The 17,852-nt window shown below is 57.9% G+C and carries 14 protein-coding genes; 12 read left to right on the top strand and 2 right to left on the bottom strand.

From position 1 onward, the window contains the following. Positions 1–115: 115 nt before the first annotated feature. On the bottom strand, positions 116–565 hold the full coding sequence (locus SH664x_RS11235) for a hypothetical protein (protein WP_437200955.1): 450 nt from the start codon (positions 563–565) through the stop codon (positions 116–118). A gap of 82 nt (positions 566–647) precedes the next feature. Between SH664x_RS11235 and SH664x_RS11230 the strand changes: the two genes are divergently transcribed. The 3 genes from SH664x_RS11230 (at position 648) to SH664x_RS11220 (ending at position 3,069) form a co-directional block, all read left to right on the top strand. Further along, positions 648–770, top strand: coding sequence for a hypothetical protein (locus SH664x_RS11230; RefSeq protein WP_437200954.1), 123 nt, complete (start codon positions 648–650; stop codon positions 768–770). 176 nt (positions 771–946) lie between these two features. Then, positions 947–2,365 (top strand): pectate lyase family protein, encoded by a 1,419-nt coding sequence (locus tag SH664x_RS11225; protein ID WP_437200952.1) that lies wholly within the window; start codon positions 947–949, stop codon positions 2,363–2,365. Positions 2,366–2,646: 281 nt separating this feature from the next. Continuing rightward, a complete protein-coding gene (locus tag SH664x_RS11220; protein ID WP_437200950.1) occupies positions 2,647–3,069 on the top strand; it encodes a hypothetical protein in 423 nt (140 codons plus the stop codon). Between the two features lie 40 nt (positions 3,070–3,109). Here the strand turns inward: SH664x_RS11220 and SH664x_RS11215 are convergent, their stop codons facing one another. Continuing rightward, a complete protein-coding gene (locus SH664x_RS11215) occupies positions 3,110–4,294 on the bottom strand; it encodes a substrate-binding domain-containing protein (RefSeq protein ID WP_437200949.1) in 1,185 nt (394 codons plus the stop codon). 346 nt (positions 4,295–4,640) lie between these two features. On the opposite strand from SH664x_RS11215, the gene SH664x_RS11210 reads away from it, so the two are divergent. The 9 genes from SH664x_RS11210 to SH664x_RS11170 all read left to right on the top strand — a co-directional run bounded on the left by SH664x_RS11210 (position 4,641) and on the right by SH664x_RS11170 (position 17,720). Next, positions 4,641–5,639, top strand: coding sequence for a DUF1559 family PulG-like putative transporter (locus SH664x_RS11210; RefSeq protein WP_437200948.1), 999 nt, complete (start codon positions 4,641–4,643; stop codon positions 5,637–5,639). Positions 5,640–5,746: 107 nt separating this feature from the next. Beyond that, positions 5,747–6,199 carry a hypothetical protein gene (locus SH664x_RS11205; RefSeq protein ID WP_437200947.1) on the top strand — a complete coding sequence of 151 codons (453 nt, stop codon included), beginning with the start codon at positions 5,747–5,749 and terminating at the stop codon, positions 6,197–6,199. Between the two features lie 111 nt (positions 6,200–6,310). Next, on the top strand, positions 6,311–7,363 hold the full coding sequence (locus tag SH664x_RS11200) for an isochorismatase family protein (RefSeq protein ID WP_437200946.1): 1,053 nt from the start codon (positions 6,311–6,313) through the stop codon (positions 7,361–7,363). 233 nt (positions 7,364–7,596) lie between these two features. Beyond that, complete coding sequence (locus tag SH664x_RS11195; RefSeq protein ID WP_437200944.1) at positions 7,597–8,454, top strand: amidohydrolase family protein; 858 nt, start codon at positions 7,597–7,599, stop codon at positions 8,452–8,454. Positions 8,455–8,612: 158 nt separating this feature from the next. Beyond that, complete coding sequence (locus SH664x_RS11190) at positions 8,613–9,551, top strand: amidohydrolase family protein (protein ID WP_437200942.1); 939 nt, start codon at positions 8,613–8,615, stop codon at positions 9,549–9,551. Then, the gene (locus SH664x_RS11185) at positions 9,548–10,360 is read left to right on the top strand and encodes an amidohydrolase family protein (protein ID WP_437200941.1); all 813 of its coding nucleotides are present in this window, start codon (positions 9,548–9,550) and stop codon (positions 10,358–10,360) included. Before SH664x_RS11190 ends, SH664x_RS11185 begins: the two co-directional genes overlap by 4 nt. After that, complete coding sequence (locus tag SH664x_RS11180; RefSeq protein WP_437200939.1) at positions 10,357–13,341, top strand: PVC-type heme-binding CxxCH protein; 2,985 nt, start codon at positions 10,357–10,359, stop codon at positions 13,339–13,341. Before SH664x_RS11185 ends, SH664x_RS11180 begins: the two co-directional genes overlap by 4 nt. A 206-nt stretch (positions 13,342–13,547) precedes the next feature. Further along, positions 13,548–14,636 carry a dienelactone hydrolase family protein gene (locus SH664x_RS11175; protein ID WP_437200937.1) on the top strand — a complete coding sequence of 363 codons (1,089 nt, stop codon included), beginning with the start codon at positions 13,548–13,550 and terminating at the stop codon, positions 14,634–14,636. Positions 14,637–14,816: 180 nt separating this feature from the next. Then, positions 14,817–17,720 carry a PVC-type heme-binding CxxCH protein gene (locus SH664x_RS11170; protein WP_437200936.1) on the top strand — a complete coding sequence of 968 codons (2,904 nt, stop codon included), beginning with the start codon at positions 14,817–14,819 and terminating at the stop codon, positions 17,718–17,720. Positions 17,721–17,852: the final 132 nt, after the last annotated feature.

Raw genomic sequence — 17,852 nt, 5'->3', positions numbered from 1 at the left:
AGAACGTCGTAGCGACGGCCCCGTCACTCCTCAACGTGAGCAGTCCTTACCTTAGGAAAAAACAAAAGAGCCGGTGCGTGACCGGCTCTTGACTCTGCAGAAGGGGGAGCGGTAATCAGCTGCCGGTAGCCTTTGTTTCCTTTTTCTTCTCGAAACCCTTTTCAAAGGGGGCCTTGCCGTAGACGAGCTTCAGACGCTCTTCCTTGCTCGCCTTCTCGTACTTGCTCAGGCAGTTCTTGCAGCAGAACCCGATTTCTTTTTTCTCCCCCGCGGTTTCGGCAATCGGCTTGCCTGAGAACGGGCAGGCCTTGGCCACGTACTGGCCGGTCAGGACCAACTGCTCATTGGCCTTTTCGGTGAACTTCTCCGTGTTCGCCGCGAATCCTTTCGGACAGTTCGGACAACAGAAGTAGACCTTCCCGTCAAGATACTTGGCCGAGTGCTCCGAGACGACGGGCTTCCCGGAAACGGGGCATTTGATATCGTCCAGCTTCGCGGCATCCGCAGCGACGCTCACAGCGGCCATCAGCCCCAACAAACCAGCCAACGAAAAGAAACGTGGCATCGAGATTTCCTTTGAATACGAGATCATGTTGGGCGTTCACTCACACATTCGGCATCATAACGGAAGGGGGAGCGAAACGGGAATGCGGATTCCGGAACTGATGGTCGTCGCTCATCGTTTCCTGAAAACTCCCGTCGGCGATGGACTTCCACCAGGGGATGATGGCGGGAAGATTCTGGACGCTCTCCCCGCGGTCCTCTGGTGACTGATTTCACACCACAACTGCCTCGGAAAGTGGGGGATCCAAGCCACCTCAGCAGGGCCGCTTCAGAATCCTCCTGTTGCGGTGTCCGTCGATTATAGATCATCGTGCAGTGAATACATAGAGTATTGCCCGCGTTCCAGATGACTCCTTACGAATCCCCTTCACGGAGAGCAGCGATGCCGCTGAACCGGTTTCACACGACCCTTGCGAGCTGTCTTCTGCTGCTTCTGTGGGGAGAAATAGCGCGCAGCGAAGTTCCCGAACCATCGATAAGTCTTGCCTTTCCGGGCGCCGAAGGCTGGGGAGCAAGCACCCGGGGCGGGCGAGGGGGGCGAGTACTGAAAGTCACGAACCTCAACAGCTCTGGTCCGGGAAGCCTGGCCGAAGCCTGTGCGGCAGCGGGGCCCCGAATTGTCGTCTTCGAAGTCAGTGGCGTCATTCGCGGACTCATCCGGATTCCCGAACCGTATCTCACGATTGCGGGGCAGACCGCGCCCGGAGCGGGAATCACGATCGAAGGAATGATTTCCTCTTACGATCATGGAGTTCACGATATCCTCATCCGCCATCTCCGAATCAGACGTCCCCGCGATTACGGCAGTGGCGGAGACTGTGTGCAGCTTGCCGGCCTGGGACCTCGGAAAACGGGGACCCATCACATCCTGCTCGATCATCTCTCCCTCAGCTGGGGGAATGATGAAATCATTGACCTGTACCACGCCCACGATGCAACAGTGCAATGGTGCACCATTGAGGAATCCGATGACCAGGGACACAACAAGGGAGCGCATAACTTCGGTCTCATTTCCGCCGCCGAAGACTCCGGAGCCATCACATTGCATCACAACCTGTGGGCTCATCAGTCCCGTCGGGTCCCCTGTCTGGTCCCCTATCGGGAAAATGCGGCGGGGGATTTCTGTAACAACGTTATCTACAACTGCCGGGGAGGCTATTCGGACGACGGACACGGCGGGCGGGCTCGCAGCCCGGTGGCCCTGCACCAGAACTACTACCGTCGCGGACCGCAGACACTCGCGAGAATGTATCCATTCGCTCTCTCGCCCGAGATGTCCTACTTCGTCAGCGGAAATTTTTTCGAAGACTGGGGAGAGCAAGGGCATCCCCGCCACTGGCGATCGGATGGACAGGCGGGGGCGGCCCCCCGCTGGATCCAGTTTAACAACAACGGGAAGGAGATTGCCGAACTCCCATCGCTGCCGCCCGTGGAGCTCACCACTCCCCAACAAGCTTACGAAATGGTTCTGCAACGTGCAGGTTGCTGGCCCCGGGACCGGGTTACAACGCGAACGATCGATGAGGTACGGAATCAATCGGGGGCATGGGGACGCAATGCCCCGCTCGAATTGTCGACCGACTGGTATCTCTCCGGACTGACAACGCGTGTCCCTGCAGCCGACCGCGACGGAGATGGCATCCCTGATGAATGGGAAGCGGCACATGGCCTGAACGCCGATGATCCTGAGGATGCTAACCGAATCACCCCGGCGGGTGCCTCGGTCAACGACCGACATCGCGGCTACCCCTACATCGAGTTCTACCTCAACGAACTGGCTGACCAGCTGGTCCCGCGATAAAAATGGATCACCGCGGCCTCCAATCTCACGTACCGTAACGACCGCAGTCGGTGCGTCGAAGCCACCGCGCGGGTGCTGGTCGACGCTCTTCGGCGTGAGCCTGAGACCGATAGGACTCCGTCCTTTCATCAGTGCCAACCACGGCCTTCAAGCTTCAAGGAGAGCTCGGATGGCTCCGCTTGATGATCTGATAAGCGTTTACCGGTTTACTGGTTCGGTGAATTTCCGCTATGGTCAGAGCCTTTCGTCTTCCCCGGAATGGTTTCAGCTGAGTCTTCTTCATGTCTGAGCTACTTTATCAATGCATGACAAAAGCCACGAGAGTGCGTAGCGGTCAGCTTACTTATGGTCTGCACTGGGCGTTGTCGCGCAGGGCATTCCTCAAGATCTTTGAAGACCGATTGGAATGTGGGAATTGGCGAATCCCGTACAGCGACATCCGAAAAGCGGTACTCTGCTCTTTACGGACAATTTTCTTTCGAGTCCCCGGATATATCTTAACAATCGAGACGGACGAACGAATTTATCATTTCGGCTTGAACGGATGGGGGCAGTTCTGGCTGGGAGATCTTCCTTTTCCGGTCAAACGCGAGAGCGGAAAACCGCAACTCTCATGGTTCAGCATCGTTGTGCGGCTGATCCTGCTGGGCGCCATCGTCTTTAATCTCTGGCAGTGGATTTCTTCCCGCACTTCGCCCCCGTGAGCGAGGCATCAAGCGGATTGAACGCCGCTTGAGCCTGCGATCAACCAGTCATATCGGGTGAAGCGCCATGCCGGATCGACTCCCGGTAGTCCTTCGGAGTCATTCCCATGTGCTGCACAAAGACGCGGCTGAAATACCGACTGGCGGAGAAGCCCGTGGACATCGCAACGTTCTTGATCGAAATGTTGGTCTGGGCCAGCAATCGCTTGGCCTCATCGAGTCTGAGCCGCACAACCTCTTCTTTGGCAGTCCGCCCCAGCAGGGCCTGAATCCGGCGGTTGAAGGTTCGTTGTCCCATCCCCCCGGCGCGGGCGACAGCGGCCATCCGGAGATTTTCAAACGCATGTTCCCGCATATAGTTGAGCGATGCCAGCATCTGCGGATCATCCACCGCGAGACGGTCTGTCGACTGACGCGGGACGACTCCACTGACGGGAACCAGGATCGTCTGGGAGGTTCTACGGCCGGTCTCCATCATGTCTTCGAGGAGCTCAGCGGCTTCATAACCAATCCGCTCGACGTTCGTATCCACACTCGACAGAGAAGGGTTCGAGAGCCCGCACAGAAATTCGTCGTTGTCGACCCCCAGCACCGACACCTGGTCCGGCACGTGCAGATTCGCCCGGCGACAGGCGTCGAGGACTTGCAGGCCACGATCATCATGGCAGGCCATGACCGCGATCGGAGTCTGCAACTGACGGACCCAACGCGTCAAGTCTTCCTGCTCCTGATCCCATGACACCGGCTGACGTCGATGAACCGCAGGAGCGTACACCTGGCAGGTCATCCCCAATTCTTCGACCGCATGGACAAACAGGTCGGCCCGATAGTCCATCCAGCGGTCCCGGCCACGTGCGTATCCGCAGAATGCGAACTGCGTGAACCCCCGATCCAACAGGTGACTTAACGCAACGTTCGTCAGTGTTTTGTTGTCGATTCCCACCGCGGGAAGTTCCAGATTTGGAACGCCGAATTTCAAATCCACCGCGGGCAGCCCTGTCTTCTGCACCAGATTCGCCATGCGGGCATCTTCGATGCGGACCAGAATGCCGTCCCCTTTCCAGGTCTTCAGCCAGCTGGGGGCCGGATCGACCAGGCCGCGCGGCTGAAAGTAGGTCGTCCAGGGGCCGTGATCATGTTGATACTGGATAATTCCTCGCAGCAGGCCGCGGCCGTGTTCGCGGGAGGCTTCGATCAGGAGGGCAACTCTCCGAAGACGGGACATATACATCTTCTCGCAGTTCGATGGCCCAGAGGTGTCCAAAAAATGCACCACATTGTCACATTTATGGCCTACAACGCACAAGGGCCAGAGATAGAATCGACCCCAGATCCAGAGTTCTCACCCGCCTGAACCTTATCGACCTGAACATTATCGAGACGAGCGCAAGGGGGTGGGAAAAATCTCCACACAACGAACTCGTCAACATTGATATTTGGAGTCCTCCCAAAAGTGTTTGCGTTTTCCGACAGGAAGTCCTGCTGTCGGACGGCGAATCCAGAATGCGTCTTGTTCAATATTGCGCTCGCAGATTCTCTTTGTCACATCTTTCATTTTCCGAGGATTTGTCATGTCGTGTTCTGTTGACTCTCAGTTCACTCTGCGAAGAAATTGGCGGCAATCTTCCCTGAGGACGTTGGGCTTCACGCTGATTGAGCTGCTGGTCGTGATCGCCATTATTGCCGTGCTGATCGCTTTGCTGCTGCCGGCCGTGCAGCAGGCCCGCGAGGCAGCCCGGCGAACCCAATGTCGCAACCACCTGAAGCAGATCGGGCTGGCCCTGCACAATTATCACGATGCGCATAACACCTTCACTCCGCTGGGAGTCGCCGATACCCGCGGAAGCTTCTACAACACCTGGGTCGCCCTGTTGCTCCCGTATGTCGATCAATCGGGGCTGTACAATCAATCCGACTTTTCGGTGCAGGCCTGGCAGGCGGCCAACGCCAAGGCAAAAGCCCTGCGAGAATCGAAGCTGTCCTACATGACTTGCCCCACTGATGGGGATACCGATCTGGCGGAATTCCTCGGTTCGTATTTCTCCAAAGGGAATTACATCGCCAACGCCGGTCCGGGCCCCGGAGCTGTCGACGAGTCGGTCAACTTCTGGTCACTCCCGGTGGCTTACCGTTCTGGAAAGCCGGGGGCTCCGTTCACGCTGAGTGCCAATCGTAACATCCGCGACTTTACCGACGGCACCTCAAACATCGTCATGGTCTCGGAAATCATCCGCGTCAATGGAAATGATTTCCGTGGTGCACTCTTCCGCCTGCCGGAGTTCTGCTACTACAACCATGACCGGTCTCCCAACACGTCGACCCCGGACGAAATCCGCGGTACGCCTTACAGCATGTGCGTCTCGACCGCCGAAGCTCCCTGCGTCGGGACATTCACCGGATGGCAGGACAGTGCCAAGCTCGCTGTGATCTCGGCACGCAGCAAGCACGTCGGTGGCGTGACTGCCCTGCTCGCTGATGGTTCGGTACGGTTTGTTTCCCAAAACCTGAATCTTGAGATCTGGCAGAATCTCGGAACCATCGACGACGGGAAAACGATTGGGGAATACTAAGGAAAGTGATTCGGGGACAGACTGGAACCAGTCCCCGTCGCACAGCCTGAAATGCTGGTTTCAGCCTGAAAACCTTGATTCCATCTTCCGGGAGCAGATTGTCCAACATGCCACGCACGTCCTTTGTGATTCTTTTTCTCCTGACCTGGGGAGCCGTAGGCTGCAGCAATTCCACGAACGAGTTTCAGACGTTTCCCGTCAGCGGCACGGTGCAGGCTGATGGAGCTCCCATCAAAACGGGGACAATCAATTTTTCTCCGAGTCCCGGAACGAATGGTGCTTCGGCAGGAGCCGAGATTCGCGAGGGAAAGTACGAAATCCCTGCCACGGCCGGCCTGAGGCCGGGTGTCTATCAGGTACAGATCCGAGCGATGCGCGGAACAGGGGAGATGGTCCATCCCGGCATGGGAGCCCCTCCCAATGAACGGATGGAACGAACCGAGCAGTTCATTCCCCGGAAGTACAACACGAACACGACACTCACGACCGAGATCCAGCCCAGGCCCAACGAGAACGTCAACTTCGAATTAGCGATTGGAAAGAAAGCCGATTCCAAGTGACCCGCAGACTTGATGTCTTCGGGTTGAACCTGATCGCCCCCGCGGCCAGGTTCACCTTGTCCACAGTCGATGTACCCTCTCTTTGACTGAAATCAGCACCGGTGACGCCCCATGATATACCGACCAGCGATTCATCTCGCGTTTCTGTTCGCGTTGACTCCAGCGCTGATCGCTGGAGAAGCCGCTCCCCAGACGCGTGTTTATAAAAACACGCTGACCCCCATTAAAAATGCGGCTCCGCTGATGGCGGACTACCCGCATTTCATTCAACCGATTCAGGACTTCTATCGATTTGAAGGCCCCCCCTTAATTGAGGATGCCGAGGCCACCATCGATGTCCGCGCCTGGAGATACAGCCATAACGCCCGGGGGATTGTGGAAATTCCGAACCGTCTCGATGGCAAGAAGACAGCCATTATCATGGTTCATCCCTGGGGAGTGGATGATGGACAAGGATGGAAGACACCCGAACCGAATGGGGTGGCTCTGTTTTGCACACCTGAAAAAAACGCAATGGGCCTGCGGCACGCGACGGAAGTGGTGCAACCCTTTATCGCCCGCTGTCGCGATGACGTGGGACTGGTGCTCTTCAGCATGAGGGGCGATCCCGATGACGTGCGGATGCAGCTGTACCGTTCGATCGAAAGAACTCCAACTTCGGAGGAACGTCAGGCCGCGCAGAAGAAGCTGACAGAGATGCTCACAAGCTTCGACTATCACGCGAAACCGCTGCCGACGGAGTTCACAATCTCGCTGAAGAGCCCGCTGCAGGACCACATCAAGCTCTTCCCGACAATTGACTCCGGGCCACATTACAACTGTGAAGGTTTCTGGCAGCTGCCGATTCCAGTGATGAAGCCGATCAAGGTTCATGACAACGACGTTGTCTTCTACGACAATCAGGGCTATCCCGCTCTCAAGCAATTCCTCAGTAAGCAAGGGATTGAACATATCCTCCTGTGTGGGTACGCCACGGACCTGTGCGTGTGTGCGACCACCGCGGGATACCGCAATCTGAAAAATGATTTCAACGTCTTTCTGGTCGGGGATGCGACGCAGGCGTCCTGCCCTGCGAACAGCTCGGCGGTCTATTCGACAAACCAGGCAATCTCGCAGGCCTCGATGGAACTGTTTATCACGCAGGCGAGCTGGGTGAAGAACTAGAGTGTTTTGCTTTTCCTGCTCTCGTTGATCACGCGTTCTGTGTGACGAAATGCACACAGGCGCGCGGCGAGCCCAGTGCAATCAGAGATCAACGTCTCTCGTGGAAAGCGCTCGTCCCGTTCCCTTCGCGCGCGGTTGTCGACTCGTGCCGTCTGACTTCCGCGCTGCGAAGAGGGAGAGATCGGAATTCGCGTGTAAAAACGACAGCCGCGCCAGGAGAAATTATCACTCGCATGAAGGTCCCGCCCGTGGAAATGACTCGTCGAACGCTGCTCGGAGCGATGGTCACATCGCTGGCGATGCGTCCGCTCACCGGCTGGGGAGCCGATGCGCCGCGCACAAGATCACCGATCATCGACTGCCACGTGCATCTCAAGCATGGGGACATCGCTGGAACGGAGTGGCAGGCGGGCCAGATCGTTGAATTGCTGGATCAGACTGGAATCGACAAAGCGATCGTCTTCGCAATGAAAACCACGACCGCCCGCTCGATCGAAATGGCTGCTGCTGCGGTGAAAGAATATCCCGATCGACTGATTCCCTTTCTGTATGGGCTTCCCAGTTATGAAGGTCCGGTTCTGCAGCAGGTGGAACAGGCGGTGACCGAGCAGGGATTTCGAGGAATCAAAATTCATGTTGGGGAGTGCTCACTGGCTGAGTACATCATCGATCCACTCTTGCGACTGGCCGGGACCTTTCCCATCCCCTGCCTGATTGATGTGTCGGGGAACTCGACCACTGCGGCACGCATGGCCAGATCGTTCCCGAATACGCCGTTGTGGTTTGCCCACATGGGTAAATACAACTCGACGAACGCCACCCAGATCGACGAGTTCATCCGGGTGGCCAAAGATCATGACAATGTCTGGCTTGATCTGAGTGCAGTCGGATTACCTGAAAAAATCGAAGAAGCTGCGGACCTCCTCGGTGCCGAACGTCTGCTCTGGGGAACCGATGGGCCGTACAAACATCCGACAACGGTCGAGTACGTCCAGAGTGAAATGAACAAAGTTCTGAAGTCGAAGCTGTCGCAATCCCAGCAGGATTTGATCCTGGGAGGAAACGTCAGGCGACTCCTGAACATGACGTAGAAAATAAACGCTCCGCGTCGAACGTCGATTCGTTGAGTGATGTCAACAACTGAGATTGCCGCCAACGCCCGGTGCTCGATCCCCACGGCACCGATCCGGCTCCCACCTGTTTGCCGGACATGGTGCCTGACTCACTGTCTCGCCTGGAAAGGATCGTCTTGAATCCGCCTTTCAAAGATCAGCATACATTGGAGTCGCTCTCCGTCAGCCGACGTTCATTGCTGAAGACCGCATTTGCCTCCGGTGCAATCGCCGTCACGCAGAGCGTGAGTGCGGCTGAAAAGAAATCTGCTGCGACGGTCGGGCCTCAGATCTGGGATGGTCACGTCCATCTCTCGGCCTTCGAAGGTAGCTCTCCGGAAGCCAAGACCGATTCCATGCTGGAATACGCCGACCGCATGGGGATTGCCCGACTGATTACGTTCATGGGGTGGCCCTGGTCGTACCGACCGACACCCGATGGAATTCGCAGCGAGAACGATCAGGTTCTGCAGGCACTGAAGCATGCTCCGGACCGTCTGCTCGGATACGTATATCTCAATCCTGCCGATCCCAGCGGCAGTCTTTCCGAGCTGCGACGCTGCGTGGAAGATGGGCCGATGGTCGGAATCAAACTGTGGGTGGCCGAACGCTGCCATCAGTCGCTGCTCGATCCCATTCTGGAACAGGCGACGAAACTTCAGGCAGTCGTTTATCAGCACACCTGGATGAAGACGACAGGGAATCTGGAGGGAGAGTCGACGCCGCTCGACGTGGTGGAACTGGGACGTCGCCATCCCGAAAGCCGGTTGATCTGCGGACATTCCGGAGGCAACTGGGAGCTGGGATTGCGGGTGATGAAGCAGGCCACCCCCAACGTCATGTTTGAAATCGCGGGGGGTGACCCGACCGCAGGCATCACCGAGCGGGCTGTGCAGACCCTGGGGGCGCAGCGGCTCATTTACGGAAGTGACGGCGCCGCCCGCAGTCTCGCGACGCAACTCGCGAAGATCACCGGTGCCGACATCAGCGAACAGGACAAAGCCCTGATTCTGGGAGGCAACCTGCAATCGCTGCTGCAACCGATTCTGAAGACGAAGGGAGTGGTGATCCAATGAGTGTCGACCGATTCCCCAAGTTGCCGCGGCTGATTGACGTCAATGTTTCGGTGTCCCGCTGGCCGTTCCGGCGACTGCCTCACGATGAGACGCCGCGACTGGTCGAAAAGCTGCACGAGCAGCAGGTCACGTGCGCTCTGACCAGCAGCTTCGATGCTCTCCTGCACCGTGATCTGGCTGCGGTCAATGAACGGCTGGTAGAAGATTGTGACAAACTTGGCCAAGGGATACTGACTCCGGTCGGAGCGGTGAATCTCTCGCTCCCCGGCTGGGAGTCCGATGTCGAGTTCTGTGCGCAAACCCCTTCAGTGGTCGGTGTCCGAATCTTTCCTGGAGTCCATGACAATGTCTTTAACGACGGTCGATTCGCCGCCCTCTGTCAACAGTGTGCAGACAGGCAACTGATCCTCCAGATTGTCGTCGGCACGGAAGATCCGCGGACCGAGCACCCGAAGTTTCGCTCGGAGCCAGTCAATCTAAAGGCTGCCGTCACGACATTGCAGGACTATTCCAAGCTGCCGGTCATGCTGTTGAATCCCGGTCGCGACATTTCGCCGCCGGTGGCAGCACAGCTGGCGAAGAAAGCGAACCTGTACTTCGATCTGGGGATGGTGGAATACACGGGTGGCATCGCGCGATACCTCGAGCACCTGCCTCCCGACCGGCTCCTGTTTGGATCCTATTTCCCGTTTTTCTATTTCGAATCCGCTTCACTGAAGCTCCACGAAAATGAAGGTGCTGTGGGCTCCCACATCATCGAACAGATCGCATTCCGTAACGCCGAACGACTGCTGACAGAGAGAACATGAAGCCCACCTCGCTGCTGCTCGCCTCATCAATCTGGCTGTGCCTGTTCACGTGTCTCCATGCGGAGGCCCCCCTGCCGGTGCTTCCCGCGACAGAGCCGGATAAGGCCCTTTCGACCATTCAACTCCAGGATGGCTTTCGCGCTGAGCTGATTGCCGCCGAACCGCTGGTGACCGATCCGGTCGATATCGCCTACGACGAGAATGGCCGCGCTTACGTCGTGGAGATGAACGACTATCCGTACGTCAATCCACAGGACGATGAGCCGTGGGTGATGCAGAAATCTGCCCCCATCGGTCGCATCCGCCTGCTGGAAGATGTCGACGGGGACGGCGTGTTCGACCGATCCACCATCTTCGCCGACGAGCTCTCCTGGCCGGCTGGTATCACCTGTTGGAAGGGGGGAGTGTATGTCGCAGCCACACCCGACCTGCTCTATCTCAAGGACACTGATGGAGATGGCAAGGCAGATGAGAAGCGGGTCGTGTTCGAAGGCTTCCGGAAGTACAACGTTCAGGCCATCATGAACAATCCGGAATGGGGACTTGATCACCGGATCTACGTGGCCGGTTCCAGCAATGGAGGATCGGTTTACAATCCGGAGGCCGCCAGCGCACCGATCGAACTTGGGCGGAACGACTTTTCGTTTGACCCGACGGAAGAGAGACTCGAGATCCATAGCGGAGCCGGTCGCTTCGGAAATACCGTCGACGACTGGGGCAACCGTTTTCTGACGGATATTCGAAATCCGGTGCAGCACGTGCTGTTTCCCAGCCGCTATGCCGCGCGGAATAGCCATCTGCCGCTGACTTCGACCATTGCCGACGTGGCTGAATCCGGCGACTCGGTCGAAGTCTTTCGCGTCAGCCCCCCCGAGTCGTGGCGTGTGATTCACGCCGATCGAGTCTCCCGTGCCGCTCCCCCGTCGCTCGTCGACACTGCCGCCGCCACCGGATATGTGACATCGGCCAGCGGAGTGACGATTTACCGGGGAGCCGCTTACCCGAAGGAGTATCAGGGCAATGCCTTTGTGGGTGAAGTTGCCGGGAACCTGGTGATCCGCTACGTCCTGGAACCGAACGGGGCCACGTTCACTGGACGACGTCCTGATGTACAGGCGGACTTCATGGCGTCGACCGACAACTGGTTCCGCGCGGTGAATTTTGCCAATGCTCCTGACGGCACGTTGCACGTGCTCGACATGTATCGTCAAACGATTGAGCACCCGTGGTCGCTTCCCGAAGACCTGAAGAAGCGGCTCGACCTCACGAACGGTCGTGACCGTGGCAGGATTTACCGGCTGGTCCCTCCGGCATACGCCGAGGGATTTGTTCCTCCGCCGCAGCCAAAGCTCGGATCGGCCACGACTGAAGAACTCGTCGGCCATCTGGAGAATCCCAACGGCTGGTGGCGCGATACCGCTCATCGCCTGCTCTTCGAACGACAGGACGCCAGCGCAGTTCCCGGACTGCGGAAAATGCTGAAAGAGAGCGACCTTGCCCAGGCTCGTCTCCATGCCCTGTGGTCACTCCAGGGACTGCAGGCCCTGACCGATGACGACCTCGTCATCGCCTTGCAGGATGCGGAACCGCGAGTGCAGGCCCATGCCGTTCGACTCGCCGAGAAATCGTTTGCAACGAACGAATCCCTTCTGGATACAGTGATCGCGCTGGCGAAGTCGGACTCGGTGCCACTCCGCTTTCAGGTCGCCCTGTCACTGGGTGAGGCCAATCCCACAAAGGTCGCAGCCACATTGGTCAGCCTCCTGATGCAAGATGGTGCGGATCCGTGGATGTGCTCAGCTGTCCTGTCATCGATGAAAGGACAGGAGCCGAAGCTTCTCCTGCGGCTGTTGGCCAACCCGGAGTTCTTGAAAACCAAATCGGGACAGGCCATCTCCCTGCAGATTGCGACGACGGTAGGAGCCAGCTCAACTCCGGCACAGATCCAGGAAATTCTCGATCAACTTGCCGAAGTGAATGACGCGGCCCACTTCCAGAAAGCACTGGCCGCGAGACTGGGAGCCGGCTTGAAGCGTCGACGCATCACGCTGGAATCGCTCGCGACCTCAGAAGGTTCCACCGGTGTCCAGTTCCTCGCAAAGCTGCTGGAGACGACCCGGACCCAGGCTCAGGACTCGGCGCTCGATCCTCAGGACCGCGTCTCGGCAATGGCAATGCTGGAGTTCGTGAATATCGACACGGCCCTGAACACGCTGGAGCCGTTGCTCAGCCCCCGGATTCCGGCCGCTGTGCAGCAGAGCGCGATTCGCATCCTCGGGACCTTTGGTGATGAGCAGATTCCGAAGCTGCTCATCGAACGGTATCGCTCCATGACCTCGGGGCAACAGCAACTTGTCGTGGCTCAGTTACTGGCGCATGGCAACTGGCTTCCCGCACTGTTCGACGCCCTCGAAGCGGGAACCGTCGATATCGCCTGGATTCCTAAGGTCCGGCAGGAAATCCTCATGTGCAGCACACATGAGCCGACGCGCATCCGGGCGACGAAAATCTTCTCTGGGCAGCAGGCTCCTGACCTGCAACGGATTATTGAAGACTATCAGCGGGCGGTTCCCCAGCGGGGCGATGCAGCGCGTGGAATGCTCGTCTATCAGAAGAATTGTGCCAATTGCCACAAACTCGGTAGTCAAGGCTTCGAAGTCGGCCCGCACCTTTCCACCGTTCGCAACCGGACCCGCGACGAGTTGCTGGTCAGTATTCTCGACCCCAATCGCGAGGTCGCTCCCAATTATCTCGCCTATCTGGTGATGACGAATGACGGGCTCGTCCGGACGGGAGTGGTGGCGAACGAGACAAATTCCAACTTGACCCTTAAAGGTTCCGACCGCAATGAGTCGGTGATCTTTCGCAGCGACATCGAAGACTTTCAGAACACTCGAAAATCTCTGATGCCGGAAGGACTGGAGAAAGGGATCTCTCCCGAACAGATGGCAGACCTGATCGAACTGTTGAAGAATCAGTAAGCCGCCGGGGGCTGGTGACACAGGGGCATTGCGGACGGAATCAAGAAATGTGGAACATCCCTGCCGATGAGCATGACCCGGTTTTGACCTGCCATGAACGACCCATGTTACTCAGGTTTCCTTGCCTAAAGTGGCTACTGCTCCCCGTCTTGTGCGTGACTGCCGTTTGCGGTTCAGTGTCGGCGGAGGTTCCCACCCCGCAAGAAGTGAGCAGGGCTGGAGACGGTCTCGCACTTCCGACCCGGCAGTTTCCTCGCGAGAATCAGCTGCTCTACCGGGATGTGAAAGGATCGATTCGGACTGCCACGACCGTGGCCGAATGGCAACGCCGCAAGCGGGCGACTCTGGAAGCCATGGCAGCCATATTTGGCCCGTTCCCCGGAGAGGCCAAGCGCTGCGACCTTCAGATGGAGATCGGAACAGAGGAGGATCTCGGATCCTACATGCGTCGGCGGATCACATTTCAATCCGAACCGGGATGCCGCACACCTGCCTACCTGCTAATTCCCAAGTCTGCATTGAAATCCAAAGAAGAACCGACACCGGCCGTGCTTTGCCTGCAACAGACCAATCTGAGCGGTGCAGACGAAGTCGTCGGGATCAGCGGGAATCCCGAGCTGATGTACGGGAAGGAACTGGCCCAGAGGGGTTATGTCGTCATCGCCCCCTGTTATCCCACCTTCGGAAACTATCATCCGGACCTGAAGGGGCTCGGCTGGGAGAGCGGGTCGCTGAAAGCGGTCTGGGACAACATCCGTTGCCTCGATTTGCTCGACTCGCTGCCCTACGTCCGGCATGGGCACTACGCCGTGATCGGTCATTCGCTGGGGGGACACAACGCTGTTTACACATCCGTTTTCGATGATCGCATCGGTCTAGTGATCAGTTGTTGTGGTCTGGACGGGTATCTAGACTTTCATGGAGGCGAGCCGGCCAACTGGCTGCCGGAGCGGGGCTGGGTTCAGTCCCGGTACCTCCCCAAACTTGGTAGTTATCAGGGACGATTGACTGAGATCCCTTTCGATTTTCATGAAATCGTCGCTGGACTTGCTCCTCGCACGGTTCTGATCATTGCCCCACAGGAGGACAGTAATTTCCGGGCAGAGAGCGTTGATCGCATCGCCGCTGCGGCTCAACCCGTTTTTGCTCTGCACGGAGTTCCCGGCCACCTCAAAGTCGAGCATCCGCCGGGGGGACATCAATTCCCTCAGGAGATGCGATTGAGATCATACCTGCTGATCGACTCCCTCCTGCAGCTGTCGGCCTCGCCGCCGAGCCTCCCCCTAGCGAAGTGACGACAAGGACTCTGATCGATGTTCCGCCCATCCGCTACTGCCCGCTCAGTAAAACGCCTGTCTCCCTTCTTGCGACAACCCATATGGGCACTGTTCGCGTGGATCGCCTTGTGCAGTTTGCCGGTGACGGGAGAGGAGAAGGATTCTTCGCTTGCCGACCAGCTGACGAGATTCCCTCCCATGGAGCCGGACCAGTCTCTTTCGACCTTTCAGCTTGAGAAGGGCTTTTCGCTGGAATTGGTGGCAGCGGAACCGCTCGTCAGTGATCCTGTCGATGCCTGCTTCGACGAAAACGGCCGGATGTTCGTCGCCGAATTTCATGCCTATCCCTATGCGAAGGAAAAGGATCAGATTCTGCCAGCCGGCACCGGACGAACGGAGACCGGGATTATCCGCCTGCTGGAAGATACCGATGGCGACGGCGTCATGGATCGGAGCACAGTCTTTGCTGACAAGCTCGACTGGCCGCTGTCGGTGGCGGCATACAACGGCGGCCTCTTTGTCATCGACCCGCCGGAGGTCTTCTATCTCAAAGACACCGATGGAGATGGCAAAGCGGATGTGAAAGAAACCGTGTTTTCTCACCTTGGTCGCCGCAATGTGCAGGGGCTGGCCAACAACATGAAGTGGGGCCTCGATAACCGCATCTGGGTTGCCGGTGGTTCCAACGGTGGAGATCTTCACCGCCGCGGGGAAAAGGTTCTCAGCCTGGGGCGCAGCGACTGGGTCTTCAACCCGAAAACGGAAGAGGTCGCGAGGGCATCGGGCGGCATTCAGTTTGGCCACTCTCTCGACGACTGGGGAAACAGGTTTCTGTGCAGCAACAACGTGCATATCATGCATGTCGTTTTCGAAGAGCAGTATCTCAATCGCAACCCGTTCTGCACGGTTGCCGGTCCGGTCAGGATGATTGCCAGCGATGGCGCCGCGGCGCCGGTTTTTCGCCGCAGTCCAATTGAACCCTGGCGGATCGTGCGCACGCAGCGCCGCAACAAGGACCCGCAGTATCAGCACCTGCCTGATACCGAACGGGTTCCCGGCGGATTCTTCACGTCCGCAGCCGGAGTCACTATCTATCGAGGTTCGGCCTACCCGGAAGAATTTCGGGGCAACGCCTTCGTGGGGGATGTCGGGAGCAATCTGATTCACCGCAAGACACTGCAACCGCACAACGCGACGTTTCGCGCCGATCGCGCGGATCCGAATACAGAGTTTGTCACCTCGATCGACACCTGGTTTCGACCGGTCAACTATGTGAATGCACCAGACGGCACGCTGTACGTGCTGGACATGTACCGCGAGACGATCGAACATCCGATCTCGATCCCGGAGGACATCAGGGCTCACCTCGATCTCGAAAGCGGCAACGATCGCGGTCGCATCTACCGGCTGGTAGCGCCCGGCATGAAGCGGATCAAGCCCCCCCGTCTGGGAGAAGTCGGACTGGACCAACTGGTGTCCAATCTGGCTTCGGAGAACTCGTGGAATCGTGAGACCGCACAGCGGCTGCTGTGGGAACGCCAGAATCAGGCGGCCGTTCCACTGATCATCAAGCTGTTCGAAACAACCAGGGTCCCACAGGGGCGACTGCATGCCCTTTATACCTTGCAGGGGTTGGGGGGACTGACACCCAAGTTAATCCAGGCCGCGCTGAATGATCCTCATCCCGGTGTCCGGCAACACGCGGTCCGGCTGGCTGAACCGTTGCTGGCCGGGAATGCCGCTCTGGCCCATGCCGTGATTGAGCGGGCCAATGACACTGATTACCGGACACGCTTCCAGTCTGTGCTGGCACTCGGCTCGATGCCGGAAAATCTGGCATTGCGGGGACTCGTCTCCGCTGCTCCCCATATTGGATCCGATCCGGACATGCGGGCCGCTTACCTACTGTCGGTTGGGGACAAAGGGATTCCCCTGCTCACGCTGCTATTGAAGGATGCCGATCTGCAGCAGCAACCCCATAGCCCCGCGCTGCTCGAAGGGATCGTCGAAATGGTCAGTTCCCGCCCCGAGCCGATGGTTGCGGAACAGCTGCTCGAACTCGTGACCGCCTCTGCAAAATCCCTTCAGCTCCGATCTCAGCTGGTGCAGGCGATCGGCCGGGGGAGTGTCCGTCGCGGGCAGTCGCTGGTGAAGGTCATTAACGAACTTCCTGCCGATGGAGAGACCCGCATTCGAATTCAGGAACTGTTCACCCATGCCGCAGAGACGGCTGTGAACCCGGGTGAAAACAATTCAGCCCGACACGCTGCCATCAATATTCTGGCGCTGGCTCCCTGGTCCTTCGCAGGGCCCGCCTTCGAATCGCTGTTGAGTCCGCAATACCCGCAGGAGATTCAGGCTGCTGCTGTGGCTGCACTGCGACCGGTCACAGATCCGGCTGTGGCGCCTCTACTGATGGCCTCCTGGCGTCGACTCACTCCGGCCGCCCGCGGAGCGACAACCGAAGTCATGCTCGCGCGTGAAGACCGAACCGAGAAACTGCTCGAAGCCCTGGAAAACGGCACGATTCAACGGAGCGAATTCGACTGGAACCGAATCAGAACCCTGACCAAGCATTCCGAAGAACGAATTCGACGTCGCGCAGCACATCTGCTGGAAGGAGTTGAATCGACCGATAGGGCCAAAGTGGTTCGGGATTATCAGATCGCACTCGAACTGACGGGCAATCCGGAACGTGGAAAGCTCATTTACCAGCAGAAATGCTCGATCTGCCACAAACTCGGTGACACAGGTCATCAAGTGGGGCCCGACATGACGTCCGTCCAGAACAAACCTCCTGCCGACCTGCTGGCTTCGATTCTCAATCCCAATCTGGAGATGCAGTCGAGCTACACGACTTATACGGTCACCACGCACGATGGACAGATCTATACCGGCATGATTGCCGCTGAAACGGATTCAAGCCTCACCCTGCGGCGAGCAGAGGCCAAAGAGGACACTGTCCTCCGCAGCCAGATTGACGAATTGATCGCCAATGGTCAGTCGTTGATGCCGGAAGGTCTGGAACGGGACATCAATCCCCGGCAAATGGCGGATCTGATTGCCTTTATCAAAGGGATTGGTTCGACCAGCTCCAAGTAGCTTTCATCGGGGTGAAGGAGGTCTCTCGATCACCCTGGGAATTCGTTGTCGCGTGCAGTTGTTCTCGCGTGCCATCACGAAGCCGACTGCGGCGAGGGCGGAATGAACCAACTGAATTCGAACTTGCATTGA

The sequence above is a fragment of the Planctomicrobium aquicomposti genome (assembly GCF_051466325.1).
Taxonomy (GTDB): Bacteria; Planctomycetota; Planctomycetia; order Planctomycetales; family Planctomycetaceae; genus Planctomicrobium.
The sequence above is the reverse complement of the archived record's forward strand: the minus strand, read 5'-3'. Positions and strand labels throughout refer to the sequence as shown.